The sequence below is a fragment of the Cellulomonas sp. KRMCY2 genome, from assembly GCF_000526515.1.
Taxonomy (GTDB): Bacteria; Actinomycetota; Actinomycetes; order Actinomycetales; family Cellulomonadaceae; genus Actinotalea.
Window position 1 is genome coordinate 3,921,267 of the sequence record NZ_JAGF01000001.1, and the last position, 18,923, is coordinate 3,940,189.

General features: G+C 70.4%; 17 protein-coding genes. 3 read left to right on the forward strand and 14 right to left on the reverse strand.

The genetic code is table 11. The annotated features are described in order from the left end of the window. The first annotated feature begins 30 nt into the window (after positions 1-30). Complete coding sequence (locus K415_RS0118445) at positions 31-711, forward strand: response regulator transcription factor (RefSeq protein ID WP_024288505.1); 681 nt, start codon at positions 31-33, stop codon at positions 709-711. After that, the gene (locus K415_RS0118450; RefSeq protein WP_155859527.1) at positions 683-1,909 is read left to right on the forward strand and encodes a sensor histidine kinase KdpD; all 1,227 of its coding nucleotides are present in this window, start codon (positions 683-685) and stop codon (positions 1,907-1,909) included. Before K415_RS0118445 ends, K415_RS0118450 begins: the two co-directional genes overlap by 29 nt. Before the next feature lie 54 nt (positions 1,910-1,963). Here the strand turns inward: K415_RS0118450 and K415_RS0118455 are convergent, their stop codons facing one another. From K415_RS0118455 to K415_RS0118510, 12 genes are all read right to left on the reverse strand, one after another. Beyond that, positions 1,964-2,962 carry a magnesium transporter CorA family protein gene (locus K415_RS0118455; protein WP_231494932.1) on the reverse strand — a complete coding sequence of 333 codons (999 nt, stop codon included), beginning with the start codon at positions 2,960-2,962 and terminating at the stop codon, positions 1,964-1,966. 93 nt (positions 2,963-3,055) lie between these two features. Further along, positions 3,056-4,702, reverse strand: a complete 1,647-nt coding sequence (locus tag K415_RS0118460) for an ABC transporter permease (protein WP_024288508.1) — start codon at positions 4,700-4,702, stop codon at positions 3,056-3,058. Then, complete coding sequence (locus K415_RS0118465; RefSeq protein ID WP_024288509.1) at positions 4,699-5,619, reverse strand: ABC transporter ATP-binding protein; 921 nt, start codon at positions 5,617-5,619, stop codon at positions 4,699-4,701. The genes K415_RS0118460 and K415_RS0118465 overlap by 4 nt, the downstream gene beginning before the upstream one ends. 50 nt (positions 5,620-5,669) lie before the next feature. Further along, positions 5,670-6,365 (reverse strand): TetR/AcrR family transcriptional regulator, encoded by a 696-nt coding sequence (locus K415_RS0118470; RefSeq protein ID WP_024288510.1) that lies wholly within the window; start codon positions 6,363-6,365, stop codon positions 5,670-5,672. A gap of 108 nt (positions 6,366-6,473) precedes the next feature. After that, positions 6,474-7,391 carry a cation diffusion facilitator family transporter gene (locus K415_RS0118475; RefSeq protein ID WP_024288511.1) on the reverse strand — a complete coding sequence of 306 codons (918 nt, stop codon included), beginning with the start codon at positions 7,389-7,391 and terminating at the stop codon, positions 6,474-6,476. A gap of 36 nt (positions 7,392-7,427) precedes the next feature. Further along, on the reverse strand, positions 7,428-8,081 hold the full coding sequence (locus tag K415_RS0118480) for a cation diffusion facilitator family transporter (RefSeq protein WP_024288512.1): 654 nt from the start codon (positions 8,079-8,081) through the stop codon (positions 7,428-7,430). Then, a complete protein-coding gene (locus K415_RS0118485) occupies positions 8,078-8,515 on the reverse strand; it encodes a metalloregulator ArsR/SmtB family transcription factor (RefSeq protein WP_024288513.1) in 438 nt (145 codons plus the stop codon). The genes K415_RS0118480 and K415_RS0118485 overlap by 4 nt, the downstream gene beginning before the upstream one ends. Before the next feature lie 41 nt (positions 8,516-8,556). Then, positions 8,557-9,795 carry an Nramp family divalent metal transporter gene (locus K415_RS0118490; protein ID WP_051481024.1) on the reverse strand — a complete coding sequence of 413 codons (1,239 nt, stop codon included), beginning with the start codon at positions 9,793-9,795 and terminating at the stop codon, positions 8,557-8,559. 216 nt (positions 9,796-10,011) lie between these two features. Beyond that, the gene (locus K415_RS0118495; protein WP_024288515.1) at positions 10,012-11,379 is read right to left on the reverse strand and encodes a sugar ABC transporter substrate-binding protein; all 1,368 of its coding nucleotides are present in this window, start codon (positions 11,377-11,379) and stop codon (positions 10,012-10,014) included. Between the two features lie 75 nt (positions 11,380-11,454). Then, entirely contained in the window at positions 11,455-12,405 is a 951-nt protein-coding gene (locus K415_RS0118500) for a carbohydrate ABC transporter permease (RefSeq protein ID WP_024288516.1), read from the reverse strand. Between the two features lie 12 nt (positions 12,406-12,417). Continuing rightward, positions 12,418-13,338: a carbohydrate ABC transporter permease gene (locus K415_RS0118505; protein WP_024288517.1), complete on the reverse strand. Its 921-nt coding sequence runs from the start codon at positions 13,336-13,338 to the stop codon at positions 12,418-12,420. A gap of 45 nt (positions 13,339-13,383) precedes the next feature. Beyond that, entirely contained in the window at positions 13,384-15,546 is a 2,163-nt protein-coding gene (locus K415_RS0118510) for an alpha-galactosidase (protein WP_029664127.1), read from the reverse strand. 211 nt (positions 15,547-15,757) lie between these two features. Here K415_RS0118510 and K415_RS0118515 point away from each other — a divergent pair, with 211 nt between their 5' ends. Further along, positions 15,758-16,900, forward strand: a complete 1,143-nt coding sequence (locus K415_RS0118515) for an ROK family transcriptional regulator (RefSeq protein WP_024288519.1) — start codon at positions 15,758-15,760, stop codon at positions 16,898-16,900. 23 nt (positions 16,901-16,923) lie between these two features. Here the strand turns inward: K415_RS0118515 and K415_RS23060 are convergent, their stop codons facing one another. Beyond that, the gene (locus tag K415_RS23060; RefSeq protein ID WP_051480657.1) at positions 16,924-17,733 is read right to left on the reverse strand and encodes a bifunctional diguanylate cyclase/phosphodiesterase; all 810 of its coding nucleotides are present in this window, start codon (positions 17,731-17,733) and stop codon (positions 16,924-16,926) included. A gap of 70 nt (positions 17,734-17,803) precedes the next feature. Then, entirely contained in the window at positions 17,804-18,868 is a 1,065-nt protein-coding gene (locus tag K415_RS23065; RefSeq protein ID WP_051480660.1) for a GGDEF domain-containing protein, read from the reverse strand. Positions 18,869-18,923 lie beyond the last annotated feature (55 nt).

Genomic DNA, 18,923 nt, shown 5'->3' on the forward strand with positions numbered 1-18,923 from the left:
CAAGTCCCTAGACTCGGGCCGGAGGTGCACATGAGCAACGTCTTGGTCGTGGACGACGAGCATCGGATCCGCACTCTCATGACGCGGTCCCTCACCGTGGAAGGACACCGCGTCGTCACAGCCGACGACGGCTTCGCCGCACTGGAGCAGCTCGCCGCAGAGTCCTTCGATCTCGTCCTGCTGGACCTCATCATGCCGCGCTGCAACGGGCTCGCGGTGCTCTCGTTGATGAACGAGCTCGGGGACTCGACGCCGGTCATCGTGCTCTCGGGCGTCACCGAGGTCGGGACCCGGGTGCAGGCGCTCGAGCGCGGCGCGGTCGACGTCGTGGCGAAGCCCTTCTCACTCGTCGAGCTGCTCGCCCGGACGCGCCGCCACCTCTCGACGACGAAGCCCGCCCAGCGCGAGCAGCGCGAGCAGCGCTACCTCGAAGCAGGTGGGATCCGGTTGGACCTCGACCGGCGGTGTGCCCGGATCAGGTCCCGCGAGGTCCTTCTCTCGGAGCGCGAGTTCTCCCTCCTGGCCCACCTCATGCGCCGCCGGGGCGAGGTGTGCAGCCGCGAGGAGCTCCTGCGCGACGTCTGGGGGCTGACCTTCGACCCCGGCAGCAACGTCGTGGAGGTCGCCGTCCGTCGGCTTCGGGCGAAGCTCGAGCCAGATCCACCCATCGAGACGATCCGCCGTGTCGGCTACTACTTCTCCGGCAGCTGAGGGGTCCGGCGGGGGGCTCGCCCTGTTCTGGGCCTGGCTGGCGTTCGCCGCGGCCTGCACCGCGGTCATGTGGGTGCGGCCCGGAGAGGAGACGGTCGCCTACCACCTCGCGTGGGCCTCCTTCGCCCTGCTCTACGGAATCGGCAACTGGCGCCTTCGCGTCGCTGTGGTCGGCGTCGCCCTGTGCACCGTCGCCACGGGAGCGGTGCTCGTCGTGCGTGCGGCCTCCGGCGTGCTCCCCTGGCAGGAGACCACCGAGATCCCCCTGATGTCCCTGCTGATCTTCCTCGTCGTGTGGCACGTCAGGTTGCGGCAGGTCGCCCTCGGAACCGTCATCACGATGGCCGAGCGGGAGCGTCAGCTGGCGAACGACCGTGACCGGCTCACCCGGTTGACCTCGCACGAGCTGCGGACCCCGTTGACGATCGCGCGAGGCTACGTCGAGCTGCTGCTCCGGCGACCGCACGAGCCGGAGGAACGTCGCGACCTGGCGGTCGTCGAGGACGAGCTGGACCGTCTCGGCCGCGTGACGGACCGTCTGATGCGGGCGATCAGGTTGCAGGGCGGGACCGACATCGAGTGGGTGGACCTCGACGCCCTGCTCACCCAGACCGTCGAGCGATGGATGCAGGTGGCCGAACGGGACTGGGTCCTCGATGCCCGCGGGGGCAGCTACGCAGGCTCGGCCGAGCGCATGCGGGCGACACTGGACACACTCATCGAGAACGCCCTGCGCTACACCACGGTGGGAGACTCGATCAGGCTCACCGCGTCGCGCGGGGCCGGCCTGGTCGAGGTCACCGTCGCGGACAGCGGGTCCGGTCTGAGCGCGGACCAGGTGGCCGCGATCAACGACATGGCCGGAGCGAGTGCACCGCCCCGCGACGAGCTGTCGCAGACAGGTCTCGGCCTCGCGCTCGTGCGGGGGCTGGCGCAGGCTCGTGGCGGTCGACTCCTGGCCGCGATACCACCGGGTGGCGGCGCACTGCTCATCGTGCAGATCCCGGTGGATCCACCAGCGACCACGACCCCGGCCGACCTGCCCGCTGCGCCCGACGACGCCGTCCGGAACGACCGCGATGCAGAGGCAGTCCTCGACCGGCGCCTCAGGTTCGAGCCGGCACGACGCCGCATCCGCGCGGCGAGCCTCGGCCGACCCGTCCCGGACGTGCTCCACGCGGGCGCGGACGACAGCTGACGACGCCCGGCGCGGCGACGACCACGGCGGAGCTGGCGTCCGGCTCGATGATCTCTACCACCAGCCCTGCCGCTTGGCCCAGGCCAGCAGGGAGCTCGACATCGCGACCATGACTGCCAGGGATACCGCGAGCGGGATCGGCGTCGTGTGGTCGTTCACGATCAGGTTCATCCCGAGAACCGAGGCGAGTGCGGTGACCGGCAGGGTCACGACGGCGATCACCGCCAGGCGCTCGGCGGCGATAGTCATCTTCGTGTCGGTCCGGGCCCGGTAGAACTCGATCACGCCCTGCAGGTAGTCCTTCTCGTCCTCCGCAAGGCCGCTGACCCGGTCGAACTGGTCGACGAGGTCGTGCACCAGCGGGCGGCTCTCGACCGGGACGAAGCGGGACAGGGTGGCGACCCGTCGGTAGATCTCGCGTGCCTGCGCCGCCATCGTGCGGACGGCCAGCAGTCCGTGGCGGGTCCGGAAGAGGTCGTCGAGGAATCGTTCGGGAACGCCCATCTGCCCGGCGGTGACGCGCTTCTCCAGGTCCCAGACGTCCTCGGTCAGCGTCTCGACGAACACCTCCATGCGGCGCACGAGTGCGGAGACGATGGCATGGGAGATGTCGAACGACGTCGTCGGGTGGAACCGGCCGGCCCGGATCCGTTCCAGGACCTCGGTGGTGTCGCGCAGGCTGACCTCCACGGGCACGGCGGCGTTCGTCGGTCCGTGCACGGTCACGAGGAAGCCCGGCCCGATGAACCGGTCGAGCTCGACGTAGTGGACATGGCCGGCCGCGCCCCGCTCGGGCGCGTGCAGGACGATGAACAGGGCGTCGGGGTAGGCGTGCATCTTGGGCACCCGGTTGCGGACCGCGCAGTCCCGCAACGCCAGCGGGTGGAAGCCGAACACACGGGCCAGGACGTCTGCGGCTTGCTCGTCCCAGACCGGGATGTCCACCCAGACGAGGCTCTCCGGGACCCCGAGGAGCGTCGGGAGCTCCGCCACGGAGGCGTCACGCACTCCCGCGCTGGTGATCACGTGCACGTCCATGTCGGATGCCTCCATCCGCGAGGTCCCGCCATCGTCCCACCGGAGGCGACGCCGGAGGCCGCGTTCTGCGCACCGGGCGGGTCGCGTCGCCCGGGTCGCCCGCGATGATCACGCCGGCCGGATGTCGCGCCGCGCGAAGCGGTCGAGCCCCGTCCAGACGAGCGCTGCGGCGACGAGCGTCATCACGACGAGCGGGGTCCACGTCAGCGGCTCGAGTGGCTGGCTCGGCGTCGCCGAGAACGGGAGCAGGTCGAGCAGCCACTCCGGCAGGTGCAGCGCGTCACCGATGAAGACGACGAACCACATCGCGGCGAGCAGGCCCCAGGTCAGCGGGACCGCCAGCCGCGGCAGCCACCCGAACAGCGCCACCGCGACGCCGACGAGCACCATGACCGCAGGCCAGTACGCCAGCGCGGCGAGCGCCAGCCGGCTCGTCTGCCCCGGGTCGCCGACGAGCGAGCCGTAGCCCGCGCCCATGCCCGCTCCCCCGACGAGCAGCAGAACCGCCGACCCGACGGCCGGGATGAGCAGACGCTGAACCACCCACCGGGCCCGGGACAGGGCGCCGGCCAGCTGAGGCTCGACGATCCCGCTCGCCTCGTCGGCTCGCAGCGAGACCGCTGACTGGAGTGCGAACACCGCCGTGACCATGGCGATCATCACCACGAGCAGCGAGAGCAACGCGTCGACGCCCGTACCCGCGAGCATCGGCGGCGCGGACGCGGCGTCGTCGAGCAGGTCGGTCATCGCCTCGACCACGGAGCCGAACAGCAGCGCGCACAGGACGACCGTGAGGGACCAGCCGATGATGGGGCCGCGCTGGAGTCGCAGCGCCAGGCCGAGCGGTGTGGCGTACCGGGCGGGGGCTCCGGCCGGACCCGGGCGGTCGGGCGTCAGCCCGGCACCGAGGTCCCGTCGACCCTCCAGCCGGGCCGCCGCAGCGAGCAGGACGGCGGCGAGCAGGACGAGCAGCACGAACGGCCACCACCGGTTCGCGCCCCACGGCTGCATCTCCTGGCCCCAGCCGATCGGCGACACCCAGGTCAACCGCCCGTCGCCGAGATCACCGATCATCCGCAGCACGTAGAACACGCCGAGGACGACGGACCCGAGCGCGTTCGCGCCCCGTGAGGTGGATGCCACCTGACCGGCGACGGCACCGACCCCGAGGGCGACCAGCCCGACCCCTGCCACCGAAGCGCCCACGACGAGCGAGCCGGTGATCCCCGCACCGGCCGGGTCGAGCCCACCGGCGGCCGAGGCGAGGGCGATGCCCGTGCCGACCGCGAGGCACAGCGTCGCGTCGACCAGCCACGACGCCGCGGAGTACGCGTGCAGACCGAGCATCCGCGAGCGGAGCAGCTCGGTGCGGCCGACCTCCTCCTCGGCTCGCCCGTTGCGGGTGACGAGGAAGACGATGCCGAACCCGAGCGACAGCGCGCACGTCATCCAGATCTTGGTCCAGACCGCCCCGCCGAGCGTGTCCGGGGCCGCCGCGAGGCCACTGAGCGCCGTGATCGAGGGGGTGTTGCTGATCGCCGCGAAGTCGTCGAGCGCCGCCTGGGTGTCGAGGATCTCCGTGTAGTAGGCGCCGACGTAGGCGAACAGGCCGACGAGCACCACCCACCAGACCGCAAGGCGGACGCGGTTGCGTCGCAGGACGAGCCGGAGCATCGTCCGCGCACCGGTGATCGTGGCGGTGGCCGGTCGCCGCACGGCCGGCTCGGTCCGATGCGCCGTCGCGGTCGCGGTCATCGGTCCGCCCCGCTCACCGCTGCGAGCTCGTCGCCGTAGTGGCGCAGGAAGAGCTCCTCGAGGGACGGCGGGTTGGCGACGAGCGACCGCGGCTGGAGCCGGGCGACGGCGGCGAGCACCCCGGGGAGCTCCGCGTCGTCGACCGCGAAGCTGACATGGCCGTCGAGCACCTGGACGTCGTGCACCCCGGGCAGCGTGGCGAGCCCGCCGGTGCCACCGTCGAGGACGACAGTCACCTGCGAGCGCGTGAGGTGCCGCAGCTCGGCGATGGTGCCGGACTCGACCGTCACACCGTCACGGATGATCGTCACGCGGTCGGCGAGCTTCTCCACCTCGGCGAAGATGTGGCTCGAGAGCAGAACCGAGCGACCGGCGGCCTTGACCTCGCGGATCGACTCCGTGAACGCGGCCTCCATGATCGGGTCGAGGCCCGAGGTCGGTTCGTCGAGGAGCAGCAGGTCGGCCTCCGACGCGAGCGCCGCGACCAGGGCAACCTTCTGCCGGTTGCCCTTGGAGTACGTCCGGGCCTTCTTGGTCGGGTCGAGCTCGAACCGTTCGAGCATCGTCCGCTTGCGCGTCGGGTCGAGCGGGCCGGAGAGCCGGGCCAGGATGTCGATCGCCTCGCCGCCGGTGAGGTTCGGCCACAGGGTGACGTCGCCGGGCACGTAGGCGATCGACCGGTGCAGCCGCACGGCGTCCGCCCAGGGGTCACCACCCAGGACGGTCGCCCGGCCGCCGTCGGAGCGCAGCAGCCCCAGCAGGATGCGGATCGTCGTCGACTTGCCGGAGCCGTTCGGGCCGAGGAATCCGGTGACCTTGCCGACGGGGACCGTCAGGTCGAGGCCACGCAGGGCGTGGACGCTGCCGAAGCTCTTCGTCAGGCCCTCGACCTCGACGGCCATCTCGTGTGCGGGCATGGTTCTTCCTCTTCGTCTGCGGGGTGGAGCGGCGAGGACGGCGGTCGCCGTCACGTGTTCTGCGGCTGGGGTTCAGCCCGGGCCTGGTCGTCCGGGGGCTCCCACAGGTAGCGCAGGTAGTCGTCGAGCATCGTCGGGCCGGTGAAGAGCCCCTCGGTGTACAGCTCGAGGATCGGCAGGATGGCGTCCTGCCGGCTCGCCCGGAGCGACGCGACGAAGGCGTCGGGCGCCGGGTCGGGCGCGGTGAGGAACTGCACGAGCATCGCGCCCATCGTCTGGTAGGTGAGGTAGCGCAGCCGCGCCTCCTCGTCTCGCGACGGGCGTGCCAGCCCGCTGGCGACGCTCTCGGCCATGATCACGCGAGCGTGGTCGACGAGGCTGTCCAGGAAGTCCCGGGCCGGCTGACCGCCCGCGTGGATGGCGCGGAGCAGGTAGACGAGGATCGTCGCGGCGGCTCCGGGGACCGCCAGCCGCTCCATCAGGTACCCGCTCGGGTCGCCGATCGCTTCGGTCTTCAGCGCGTGGTAGCGCCGCAGGACCTCGGCGTCGCACTCCGCCCGGAGCGCGGCCTTCGAGCCGAAGTGGTGTGTGATCAGCCCGGGCGAGACACCGGCGCGCGCCGCGATCGCGCGGTACGGGGTGTCGAAGCCGGCCTCGGCGAAGGACTCGATGGCCGCGTCGCGGAGCCTCGCCCGCGCCGTCAGGTCGGACATCGAGCGGCCGTCCGGCAGCGTGGCTATACGCATGACCAGCACGCTATACGCGTGACCAGTCGTCGGCAAGCACCCCCGACGGCGACGACGGCTTCGGCCCTTCGACCCACCCCGACGTCGGGCGCTCGCCCCCACCCGGCCTCACGCGTGCTGGTTGGCCTCGTGGACGCCGTGACCGATGGGCTCGAGCTGGAAGGTGCAGTGGTCGGTGTCGAAGTGCGCGCCGAGGCACTCGGCCAGCGCATCCAGGACCGTCCCGGACAAGCCACGGTCGATGCACTCGTCGTCGACGACCACGTGTGCGGACAGGGCCGGGACGCCGCTGGTGATGGTCCAGACGTGCAGGTCGTGCACGTCCACGACCCCGGCGACACCACGGATGTGCTGACGCACCTGGTCCAGGTCGATGTCCTTGGGCGTGGCCTCGAGCAGGACGTCGACGACCTCACGCAGCAGCGACCAGGCACGGGGAAGGATGAACAGCCCGATCGCGACCGAGGCGATCACGTCCGCGCGGAGGTACCCGGTGGTGGCGATGACGATGCCGGCGAGGACGACGGCGACCGACCCGATGAGATCGCCCAGGACCTCGAGGTAGGCACCGCGGACGTTCAGGCTCTCCTTCTGGGCGCCCCGCAGGATGAGCAGGCTGGTCAGGTTCGCCAGGCCGCCGGTGACGGCAACGACGAGCATCAGACCGGTCGCAACGTCCGGGGGGTCGTTCCACCGACGGACGGCCTCCACGACGACCCACACCCCGAGGGCCCCCAGGAGCAGGGCGTTGGCCAAGGCCGCGAGGATCTCGGCGCGCTGCAGCCCGTAGGTGCGGGCCTTGGTCGCGGGGCGCGCCGCGAGTGCGGCCGCGATCAGGGCCACCGCGACGCCGGTGGCGTCGGTGAGCATGTGCCCGGCGTCGGCCAGCAGCGCCAAGGATCCGGACAGCAGACCGCCGACGACCTGGACGCCGACGATGCTGAGGGTGATCACCAGGACGAGGACCAACCGGCGGCGATGCTTGCCGGTGGCCGTGCCGCGGCCGTGGGTGTGGCCGGTGCCCATCAACGGCCGCCCGCCGGTGCGGCGCCGGCCGCGGTGTCAGTCATCGTCGTCATCGTCGTCCCCCTCGACCAGCTCGCCGTCCCAGGCTTCACGGCCCTCGTGGACCGCGAACGCGGCGATGACGAAGCCGGCCACCGGGTCCAGCCAGGTCGCGCCGGTCAGCTCGTACAGCCCCAGCCCCGCCAGGGTGGAGATGCTCAGCAGGACGCAGATCCGCGTCTCGGCAGCGTCGGCAAGGATCAGGTTGTCGCCCAGACGCAGACCGACGCGGCGCTTCATCGTGGCCAGGACCGGCATGACCAGGATCGAGCCGACGAGCACGGCAACGCCCAGCGGCGAGCCCTCCGGCTCGCCCCCGCTCGACAGGCTCCGGATGCCTTCGACGGTGACGTAGGCGGCCAGGACGAAGAACGTGACAGCGACCAGGCGCAGGACGACGCGCTCCTTGTGCTCGTCCGCCTGTCGGTGACGCAGTCGTGCAGCCAGACGCATGCCGACCAGCACCGCGGCGACGGACTCGATGCCCGAGTCGATGCCGAACCCGATCACCGAGACCAAGCCGGCCAGCACCCCGGCCGTGATCGCGACGATCCCCTCGACGACGTTGTAGGCGACGGTGAACGTCGCCAGTCGCAGCCCCTTCCGGGTCAGGGCCTCGACCTCGGTGCTGTCCAGCTGCGCCGCGGTCATCGGACGGCCCCGTCCGGCGTCGTGCCGTCCGCGGCGGCCGTCACACCGCCTGCCACGCGGGCTGACGTGCCGGCCGCCACGCCGTAGACCGGGCACAGGGCGACGGCGTCTCCGGTCAGCCCGAGCAGCCGCTCGGCAGCCGCGAGCAGGTCCAGGAGAGCCTCGGGCTGGGTCAGGGAGAACACCGATGCGCGCCCGTGCGGGTGGGAGGCGACCAGCCCGCAGTCACGCAGGCACGCCAGGTGCTGGGACACGGTCGACTGCGCCAGCCCCAGGTGCCTGGTCAGGTCCACCACCCGGTGCTCGCCCAGGGCGAGGTGGCGCAGGATCGCCAACCGTGAAGGGTCGCCGAAACCGCGGAACAGGCACGACGCGACGGTCAGGATGTGCTCCTCGTCCGCCGCGACATCGCCGACTACCCGTGTCATCGTCATGTGACGATGCTACAGGTGCACGCCGTTGCCTTCGCGTCGCGTCACGCGCCGGTGACCGTCAGCGCGACCAGGCCGAGGTTCAGCAACGCGACGATCGCCACGACGACCCCCATCGCCCAGCGCATGGCAGGGCTGTTCGCGTCAGCACCCATGAGTGCCCGGTCGCTGGTCAGACGCAGCAGCGGGACGAGCGCGAACGGGATGCCGAAGCTCAGCACGACCTGGCTGATGACCAGCGCCCACGTCGGATCGACGCCGAGGCCCAGCATCGCCAGCGCCGGGATGATCGTGATGAGGCGTCGCAGCAGGAGCGGGATCCGCCGGTCGATGAGTCCCTGCATGATCGTCGCACCGGCGTAGCAGCCCACCGAGGTGGAGGCCAGTCCGGACGCGAGGAGCCCGATCGCGAAGACGAGCCCGATCCCAGGACCGAGCGCGGACACCACCGCGGAGTGGGCGCCCTCGATCGTGTCGGTGCCGGCCACGCCTCGCAGGCTCGTCGCGGCCAGGAGCAGCATCGCGATGTTCACCACGCCGGCGACCCCGAGCGCCCCGATCACGTCCCAGCGGGTCGCTCGCAGCAGGTGGACGTGCCCGTCGAGCAGCCTCGCCGCGTTGTGCCGGTCCCGCGTCAAGGCCGAGTGGACGTAGATCGCGTGCGGCATCACGGTGGCCCCGAGCATGCTGGTGGCCAGGAGCACGCTGTCGGTCCCGGCGAACCGGGGCACCAGACCCGCCGCCACCTCACCCGGGTCCGGCGGGCTGACGACCACACCGGCGACGAAGCCGATCGCGATGATCGCGAGCAGACCGATGATGACGGACTCGAAGGGGCGCTGCCCGTACCGGTTCTGGACCGCGAGCATGAGCATCGAGACAACCCCGACGATCACCCCGCCGAGCAGCAGCGGGGTCCCGAAGAGCAGGTACAGGGCGATCGCACCGCCGATGACCTCGGCGAGATCGGTGGCCGCGGCCACGACCTCGGCCTGCGCCCAGTACGCCAACCGCGCCGGCCGCCGCAGGCGCTCCCCCACCAGCTCCGGCAGCGTGCGCCCGGTCACCATGCCCAGCTTCGCGGACTGGTACTGCACGAGCACCGCCATTGCGTTGGCCATGACCAGAACCCACACCAGGAGGAAGCCGTACCGTGCGCCGGCGGTGAGGTTCGCCGCCACGTTGCCCGGATCGACGTAGGCGATCGCCGCGACGAAGGCGGGCCCGAGCAGGGGCAGCACCCGACGGTTGCGCGCGGTCACGGAGAGCACACCCGACGCCACGACCACCTCCCGGATCGACCACCCTCAGGTCCCTGAGATCTGCCGAGGGCAAGTACAGCACGGCAGCCGGAGGCGACGACGTCGCGCGGGATCGTCGGTTCGGCACGCGGAGCGACGATCTGCCCCACCGCTCTCTGAGACGACCCGAGGGGTGGGTGACGACCCGTGCGTCGTCACCCACCCCTCGGCCCGGCCACCGGAGTGAGCCGTGCGTGCCTAGTCGAACAGCCCGTTGATCTCGTCGTTCGCGGTCGTGTAGGCGTCCGTCTCGGCCTGGAACGACATGAACCGCTCCCCGGCGGCGGTCATCGCCGCCTGGATCTCAGCGAAGTGGTTCGCGATCGGCGCCAGGTGGGTGGTGCCGTCCTCGACGTGGACCGTGAAGGCGGACACGTCGTAGCCCTTGGCCGTGAACGCGTCGTTGGCGATGTCGAGCGAGGACTTCACGGCCGGGAAGACCACTGCCTGCCCGGCGACGAGGTCCTGGCACTCGGCCGAGCCGAGGAACTTGACCCACTCCCACGACGCCTCGGGCTCGTCCGTGCCGATCCAGATCGAGTCGGCCAGGCCGTTGAACAGGCTTGCCCGGACGTCGTTCGGGCCGACCGGCGTCGGGGCGATCGCGGTCGTGACACCCTCGAGGGTCATGTAGGCGTTGGTGTTCCAGCTGCCCTCGGTGATCATGGCGTAGTTGCCCGCCCCGTAGTTCTCCTGCAGGCTCACGCCGGACTGGGCGATCTCGAGGGTGGGCATGTAGCCCTTCTCGATGAGCGAGCGCCACCAGACCATGGTGTCCTGGAACTCGGCGGAGTCGAAGTTCCACTCGGTGCCCCACGGGTTCTGGTTGGCGTACTCGAAGCCGTTGGCCATCGCGTACATGGACCACTCGGTCTGGCCGAAGGCGCCGCCGGAGCCGGCAAGACCCAGGCCGTAGACGGCCACATTGCTCTTGTCGAAGCCCGCTTCGTTGCCGCGGACGCCGTTGGCGTCGACCGTCATGGCGGCGATCGCCTCTTCGTAGGTGCCGCCGTCGGTCGGGTTCCAGGTGAGCTCGGCCATCGCCTCCGGGCTGAGTCCGGCTGCCGCGACCATCTCGGTGTTGTAGAACACGGCGATGGTGTCCCAGTCCTTGGGCAGACCGTAGCGGGCGCCCTCCTCGTCGACCCAGAGGTCGGCCAGACCGTCCTGGTAGATCGTCAGGTCGACATCGTCCGCCTCGATCATGGGGTTGATGTCCAGGAGCTGGTCCTGGGACGCGTACTGCGGGTACTGGGACAGGTGATCGGTGAAGACGTCGGGCGCATTGCCGGCGACGAAGTTGTTGGTCAGGCCGCTCCAGTAGTCGTCCCAGCCGTACTGCTCGATCGTGACCGTGATGCCCGAGGACTCGGCGAACACATCGGCGCACTGCTGGTAGGCAGGCAGCTGGTTGGCGTCCCAGAGCCAGTAGTTGATCGAGGCGCCTTCGGTGGTGCCGGCGTCCTCACCCTCGGTGGCACCGTCATCGGTGCTGCCGCCTGAGCAGGCCGCAAGGGCGAACGGGACGACGGCGAACGCAGCAAGCGCCCGGGTGTGTCGACGCATGGGAGTTCCTTTCATTGGCGGGTGTGCCCACTCGTCGGCCGGGATGCCGTCGGGTGGTTGAGCTGTGCGGTGGGGCTACTTGATGCCCGAGAAGCCGATCGAGTTGATGATTCGGCGGCCCAGGAATGCGTAGAGGACGAGGATGGGCAGGGCGGCGATGAGCGTGGCGGCCATGAGGCCCGCCCAGTCCGGGCTGCCTTGGGGCGTCTGGGAGCGGAAGATGCCCAGGGCCACGGTGAGGACGCGCACCGATTCGGCCTTGCCCACCAGGAGCGGCCAGAAGTAGTCGTTCCAGGATGCGATGTACGTCAGAAGGCTCAACGTCGTGATCGGCGCTGCGGACATCGGCAGGATGATCGTGAAGAAGACCCGGAACCGGCCCGCGCCGTCGATCATGGCCGCTTCCTCCATCTCCTTGGGGATCCCGAGGAAGAACTGGCGCAGGAAGAAGACGGAGAACGGCGTCATGAGCAGGGTGGGCAGGACGATGCCGAGGTAGCTGTCGAGCAGGCCGAGGTCCTTGATCAGGATGAAGTTCGGCAGGGTGGTGAAGATCGGCGGGACCATCAGCGCCGTGATGAAGGCGAAGAAGAGCTTGTCGCGGCCCGGCCAGGACAAGCGCGCGAAGGCATAGGCGGCCAGTGCGCAGAAGAAGACCTGGCCCACGGTGGTGGTCGTGGCCACGACCAGGGAGTTGCGCAGGTACAGCCAGAAGTTGACGTTGGCCCCGGACCCGCCCTGGGCGATCGCCTCGGCTGTCGTCGACAGGCCCAGCACGCGTTGGAAGGCGCCCAGGGTCAGATCGGCAGGCAGGAACGAGTCGGAGTTGGCAGCCAGCGACTTGGTGTTCGACAACGCCGTGCGCAGCATCCAGTAGAACGGGAACAGGGTCATCAACGATGTGAGGACCATGAAGGCCCAGGCCGCTGCCCGACCGAGGGAGATGCGTCCGGTGGGACGAGTACCTGGCTGCTTGCGGTTCAGGACGGACGGGTCGGTCGTGGCGGCCGCGGGAAGGATGGTCATGGCAGCCCCCTCTCAGGACAGGTCCGACTCGCCGGCGCGCAGCAGCTTGATCTGCGCGAAGGCGACGGACGCAAGGACGAGGAACAGGACGACGGAGATCGCCGAGGCGTAGCCGAACTCGAATCGGCCGAACGCGAGCTCGTAGATGTAGTAGTAGATGACCCGGGTGGCGTTGACCGGACCACCCGCAGTGGTGACGGCGACGGTGTCGAAGATCTGGAACGACCCGGTGACGGTGATGACCAGCACCATGGCCAGCACCGGGCGGAGCAGCGGGATGGTGATCTTGAAGAAGGACCGCACCTCGCCGGCACCGTCCAGGGCAGCGGCCTCGTACAGGTGCGTCGGGATCGTCTGCAGCCCCGCGAAGATGAGCAGCGCGGTGTAGCCGACGTGACGCCACACGTTGACCATCGCGATCGTCGGGATCGCCCAGGCGGAGTCACCGAAGAAGGCGATGCGGCCCAGGCCCACCCAGTCGAGCATCTGGTTGACGATGCCGATCTGGTAGTCGAGCATCCAGAACCAGAGCAGGGCGACGACCACGTTGGCCACGAGGTAGGGCAGCAGCAGAGTCCCGCGGACGACGACGGACTTGGTGAGCCGGTGCATCAGCACCGCGAGCCCCAGTGCCAGGACGGTCTGCGCGCCGATGTTGATCAGGACGTACTCGAGAGTGACCCAGAACGCGTTGCGGACGAGGTCGTCGGAGAGCAGCTCCTGGTAGTTCTCGGTCCCGATCCACTGCGGCGGGCTCAGGACGCTGAAGTCGGTGAAGCTGTAGTACACACCGCGGATCGCCGGCCAGACGTAGAAGACCAGGAACCCGATCGTTGCGGGCGCCACGAACACCAGGGCCGCTCGCAGGTCGTTTCGTCGACGTCGACGCGCCCCGGGCAGGGTTGCCTGCGTCCGGCTGGTGAGAGTCACCATGCTGAGCTCCTCGCGGGTGGGTGCGGCGGGTCGAGCAGGTCGGTGTCAGACCCGCACGAGGTGGACAAGGACGAGCTGCTCCGGCAAGAGCGACGGTGCCTGGAGGCCGTGCTGGGCCAGAACCCGTCCGGAGAGCACCGGCTGGCCTGACCACCACGGGGTGGCGGTGGCATCTCCGTAGACCGCGACCTCGGCGGCGATCCCTACCGGGGTGATGCGGTAGCGCGCCTCGGGGTCCAGCCCTGGCAGACGCACCGGGCCGGTGGGAGCCCACACCGACGTCGCGACCGCGACGATCGCGAACAGGGCTTCGTCGCCCCCTGCACCGACCACTCCGTGCACCTGGACCGCAGGGTCCGGGTGGTCGACCCGCACGACACGGCCGGTGTGCAGCAACGCGCGGTGCTGCTTGTAGAGGGCCACCCACTCGGCCATCCGAGCGCGGTCGTGGGCGGAGGCCGTGCGCAGGTCCCACTCGATGCCGAAGTGGCCGAAGAGTGCGGTCCCGGCACGGAATGCCAGGTTGTGTGTGCGGCCGGTGGTGTGCGCGACCGGCGCACCGACGTGCGACCCGATCATCTCCGGGGGCACCAGCAGCCCGGTCCATCGCTCGATCTGCTGCCGTTCGAGTGCGTCGATGCAGTCACTGGCCCAGATCCGGTCCGTACGGTCGAGGATGCCCAGGTCGGCGCGCGCCCCGCCGGAAGAGCACGACTCGATCTCGAGGTCCGGATGACGCGCCTTGAGCGTGTCGATGAGTCGGTACAGCGCCTGTGTCTGCTCGTGCACCCCCGCCCGGCCGTGAGCCGCCCGTCCGGGCTCGACGAGGTCGCGGTTGTGGTCCCACTTGATGTAGTCGATCGAGTACTGGCCGACCAGGGAGCTCATCCGCTCGAGGATGTAGCCGAACGCCTCGGGGCTGGCCAGGTCCAGGACCTGCTGGTGGCGCGACTCGGGCGGAAGACGGTGACCGGCCGACAGGATCCAGTCCGGGTGCGCGCGAGCCAGGTCGGAGTCGACGTTGATCATCTCCGGTTCGAACCAGAGACCGAACTGCATCCCGCGAGCCCGGACGTGGTCGACCAGGGGCCCCAGGCCCTGCGGCCACACCCCCTCGTCGACGTACCAGTCGCCCAGGCCCGCGAAGTCGTCGCGCCGGTGCCGGAACCAGCCGTCATCGAGCACGAAGCGCTCCACACCGACCTCTGCGGCCGAGTCGGCGAGCTCGCAGAGCGTGGCCAGGTCCTGCTGGAAGTAGACCGCCTCCCAGGTGTTCAGGACCACGGGGCGGGGAGATCGAGGGTGCTGCGGACGAGCGCGGAGGTAGTCGTGGAAACGGGCCGACAGCTGATCGATGCCCTGACCCCAGCTGCCGAAGACCCATGGCGTCCGGTAGGACTCACCGGCCGCCAGAGTCCCCTCGCCCGGGAGCAGGAGCTCTCCACCGGACAGCAGTCCGTCGCCCTGGGGAGTCCGCTCGGCCAGCGTGCGGTGGTTGCCGCTCCAGGCCACGTGCAGGCCCCAGACCTCGCCCCCGGCGAAGGAGAAGCCTGCGGTTCCGGCGAGCAGCAGGAGCGTGGCGTCAGCGCCGGTCCGACCGCGCCGGTTGTCCCGCAGGTGGGTGCCCAGAGTGAAGGTGTGCCGTTGCGGCGAACGCTCGCGCAGATGACGCCCGGAGAAGTCGAGGATCTCCTGCGCGCTCGTGGGAACCGGCAGAGCCAGCAACAACCCGTCCAGGGTGTACGGCTCGACGTCGTGGGTGTTGGTCACCGTCGCGCGCAGCCGGACGAGGCCCGAGGCGGTGAGCTCGACCTCGAGGACCATGCCCAGCTGGGCGTTCTCGTCCCGCGTCTCGACGACCACGCGGTGCTCCACCGCCCCGTCCGTCTCGGCTGCCCGGACCCGCGTCACCGTGAACAGGGAGGAGAACTCCCGGCCGGCACGATGGCCGGTCAGACCCGGGGTGCCCATCCACCCGACGGCCGCCTCCGGTACGACGCTCAGCGGGACACCCGCATCGACGGAGTTCGAGACCACCTGCGGCTGGGAGGTCAGGCGGAGTGTCGTCAGGTCCGCACGTGACAGCGCGCCCAGATCCGCACCCCAGTGCAGGACCCGAGGCAGGAGCCCCCCGCTCAGGTCGAGGACCAGACTCACACCACCGGCACGGAGGTGGATGAGCTCATCGACAGCAACCGAACCTGGCACCGTTACCCCGATCGTGGACTCCGTCGTCACCACGGCTGCAGAGCCGAGACCCTTACTATCGTGTCGGAATAAACGAGAGTCAATACCTGGGCGTTGCCGTGACCAAATCGTGACTTCTGTGCGCGCCGACACTGCCACCCTGATCATCTTCATTCCGTGCCAGAACTATCGTGACCCACTACAGTCGAGGAGCCGTGCTGAAGGAGCGCCGATGAACCCGACCTGGACCCCGTTGAGCGGGCCGAGCCACGCCCTGGCCCTGGACGTGCTGATCAACGGGCCGCTGTCACGCGTCGAGCTCGCCCGGCGGCTCGACCTCTCCCCCGGCTCCTTGACCCGGCTGACGAAACCGCTGGTCGACTCCGGTCTGCTCGTCGAGGTCGACGGCACGCGGGCCCAGGGCCAGCGCACCGGGCGGCCGCAGACGCCGCTCGACATCGTCCCGGGCTCCCACCACTTCGTCGGGATCAAGCTCACCGGCGAGATGGCCTACGGCGTGCTGACGAACCTGCGGGCGGAGGTCGTCGCCACCGAGGACCGCCCCCTGCCCTCGAAGGACCCCACGACGATCGTCTCGGTCATCTCCGAGCTCGTCGCCACCCTCTCGCGTCGTGCACCGTCGGTCACCGCCGTGGGCATCAGCGTCGGCGGGCAGGCCGCCGACCACGCCACCGTCTCCAGCGCCCCCTTCCTGGACTGGACCGACGTCCCGCTCGGATCCATGACCCAGAGGGCGACCGGACTGCCGACCGTGGTGGAGAACGACCTGATCGCGCTGACCGAGGCCGAGCACTGGTTCGGTGCCGGACGCGGTCTCGATCGCTTCGCCGTCCTGACGATCGGCGCCGGCGTCGGGTACGGGCTGGTCATCCGGGGCCAGGTCGTCACCAGCAGCGATGCCGGGCTGGGACCCGTCGGGCACATCCCGCTCGACCCCACCGGGCCACTCTGCTTCCTCGGCCATCGGGGGTGCTCGACCGCACTCCTGTCGATCCCCGCGATCTGCGCGGGTGCTTCGGTCGCCCTGGGGCGCGACGTCGGGTACGACGAGGTGCTCGACCTGGCAGCTGCCGGCAATCCCGCGGCGCGCAGGATCATCGACGATGCGGGAACAGGCCTGGGCATCCTCATCGCGCTCGTCAGCAACCTCACGATGCCCCAACGGGTCGTCATCTCGGGCGAGGGCGTCCGACTGGTGGAGTCCGCCCGACCCGCGATCGACGCTGCCATCGGCCGAGTGCGCGATCCTCGTGCGCAGCCGATCGACCTCGACGTCCGCCCGGGCAGCTTCACCCAGTGGGCCCGCGGAGCCGCTGTGATCGCCATCCAGACGTACGTGCTCGGCGTCGACTGATCGAGACCCTCGAGGTCCCGCCCCTACTGGACGGGTGCGGGCTGGTGGCGTGGGCGCTGCGGTGTGGGGTCGTCAGGCGACGGCCGGTCCCGCAGCCAGTCGTCGAGCTCGGCGGCAGGCACGGGCCTGGACATGTAGTAGCCCTGAGCCTGGTCGCAGCCCAGACGGGTGAGCTCGGCGTAGGTGACGCCGTCCTCGACGCCTTCGGCGACCATGCGCAGGTCGAGGCTGTGCGCCAGGGCGATCGTCGAGGCGACCAGCGCGACGGCGCGGGCGTCCTCCGCCATCGGGAAGACGAACGAGCGGTCCAGCTTGAGCTCGTCGATGGGCAGGTCACGCAGGTAGGACAGCGAGCTGTACCCCGTGCCGAAGTCGTCGACGGCGATCTGGATGCCGCTGCGCCGCAACCGGGTCAGGATGACCTGGGCCCGGTCGCGGTCGGCCATCAGGAACTCCTCGGTGATCTCGAGCTGCAGAGCCCCCGGCGGGAGGTGTCGGGAGTCGAGCATCGCGGCGACCTCGCCGGGCAGGTCGACATCGACGAGGGAGCTGGCCGAGAGGTTGACGGCGACCGTCATGGGTCGGCCGTCGGCGTGCCAGACGGCGGCCTGGTCGAGAGCGATCTGCAGCACCCCCCGGGTCAGCGCGCGCATCAGTCCGGCGTCCTCGACCCGGTCCAGGAAGCTCCCCGGGTACAGCAGGCCGCGGGTGGGGTGCTCCCAGCGGACCAGGGCCTCGACGCCGTGGACGGCTCCAGTCGGCAGGTCGATCTTGGGCTGGTAGTGCAGGACGAGCTGGTGGTCGGTCAGAGCGATCCGGAGCTCCTCGGCCACGCGGAGCCGGGTGGCGCCGTCGTCGTCGGCCTCGCCGTAGACGTGCAGGTCGCCCGAGCCCTTGGCCTTGTTACATCGCGATGTCGGCCTTGCGCAGCAGCGCGCTGAGGTTGGTGCCGTGGTCGGGGAACAGTGCGATGCCGATGCTGATCGTGCTGTGCACCGTCAGATCCCCCAGCGGGAACGGCTCGGCCAGGGCCGTGGACAGCGTGCCCGCGACGATACCGGCCTCCTCACGGCCGGCGTCCTCGAGAAGGATCGCGAACTCGTCGCCGCCGAGCCGTACCAGCAGGTCCTCCACCCGCAGGTGCTCGGCCAGGCGGGCGCCGACCTGGACCAGGAGCTCGTCCCCTGCGTGGTGGCCGAGGGAGTCGTTGACCTCCTTGAACCTGTCGAGGTCCAGCATCAGCAGAGCCTGTCGCCGGTGCTGCGGATCCGCCAGCCGCGCGCCTGCCTGAAGGTACAGAGCCCGTCGGTTGGGCAGCCCGGTCAGGTCATCGGTCGTGGCCTGGTCCTGCACGCGGCGCACCATCCGCACCATCCGCACCATCACCAGCAGCACCAGGACGGCGGAGACGACCACGACCGGGGCCACGCTCACCGGGACGCCGGCCACCAGCTGGCCACCGAGGATCGCCGGGCCGATCAGCAGTGCCGCGGCGAGGCCGACCACCTGCCCCTCGTGCAACGTCTCGGAACGTTCGGGGGCCGGCGCCGACAACGCGCGCATCGCGGGGTGCAGCGCCGCCGCGCCCGCCAGCACGTAGGCCACCAGCCACCTCGGGTCGAGCAGTGACGGGCGGACGTCGATCAGGGGGACGAAGGTCAGCGCCTGGACCCCACCCTGGACGGCCAGCATCGTGCCGACCAGCACCGCGAGCAGCCGGGATGCGGATCGACCGGCCCCCGGGGCCTTGGCCAGACGCACCAACGCACCGAAGAGCAGCACGTTGCCGAGCGGGTAGGCGACCTCGACGAGCCGGGCGAGCGTCGAGTCCCCGGCAGTGGCCCAGCTCGGCTCGATCAGGAACACCCAGGACAGGAGCCCGACACCCAGGGTGAAGATCGCACTGTCCAGGAGGGCCGTCGGCCGCCGCTCGGGACCGCGGCTCCGCGCGAACAGGAGCAGCCCCACACGACCAGCGGGTACGTGGCGAGGTAGAACACGTCGGCGGGCGAGGCGGAGCCAT

Bases quoted from the DNA above. Each gene is read 5' to 3' on its own strand.
- K415_RS0118505 (WP_024288517.1), bottom strand. From the start codon at position 13,338: ATGGTGACTCTCACCAGCCGGACGCAGGCAACCCTGCCCGGGGCGCGT.
- K415_RS0118470 (WP_024288510.1), bottom strand. From the start codon at position 6,365: ATGCGTATAGCCACGCTGCCGGACGGCCGCTCGATGTCCGACCTGACG.
- K415_RS0118460 (WP_024288508.1), bottom strand. From the start codon at position 4,702: ATGACCGCGACCGCGACGGCGCATCGGACCGAGCCGGCCGTGCGGCGA.
- K415_RS0118480 (WP_024288512.1), bottom strand. From the start codon at position 8,081: ATGACCGCGGCGCAGCTGGACAGCACCGAGGTCGAGGCCCTGACCCGG.
- K415_RS0118495 (WP_024288515.1), bottom strand. From the start codon at position 11,379: ATGCGTCGACACACCCGGGCGCTTGCTGCGTTCGCCGTCGTCCCGTTC.
- K415_RS0118515 (WP_024288519.1), top strand. From the start codon at position 15,758: ATGAACCCGACCTGGACCCCGTTGAGCGGGCCGAGCCACGCCCTGGCC.
- K415_RS0118475 (WP_024288511.1), bottom strand. From the start codon at position 7,391: ATGGGCACCGGCCACACCCACGGCCGCGGCACGGCCACCGGCAAGCAT.
- K415_RS0118500 (WP_024288516.1), bottom strand. From the start codon at position 12,405: ATGACCATCCTTCCCGCGGCCGCCACGACCGACCCGTCCGTCCTGAAC.
- K415_RS0118455 (WP_231494932.1), bottom strand. From the start codon at position 2,962: ATGGAGGCATCCGACATGGACGTGCACGTGATCACCAGCGCGGGAGTG.
- K415_RS0118465 (WP_024288509.1), bottom strand. From the start codon at position 5,619: ATGCCCGCACACGAGATGGCCGTCGAGGTCGAGGGCCTGACGAAGAGC.
- K415_RS0118445 (WP_024288505.1), top strand. From the start codon at position 31: ATGAGCAACGTCTTGGTCGTGGACGACGAGCATCGGATCCGCACTCTC.
- K415_RS0118485 (WP_024288513.1), bottom strand. From the start codon at position 8,515: ATGACGATGACACGGGTAGTCGGCGATGTCGCGGCGGACGAGGAGCAC.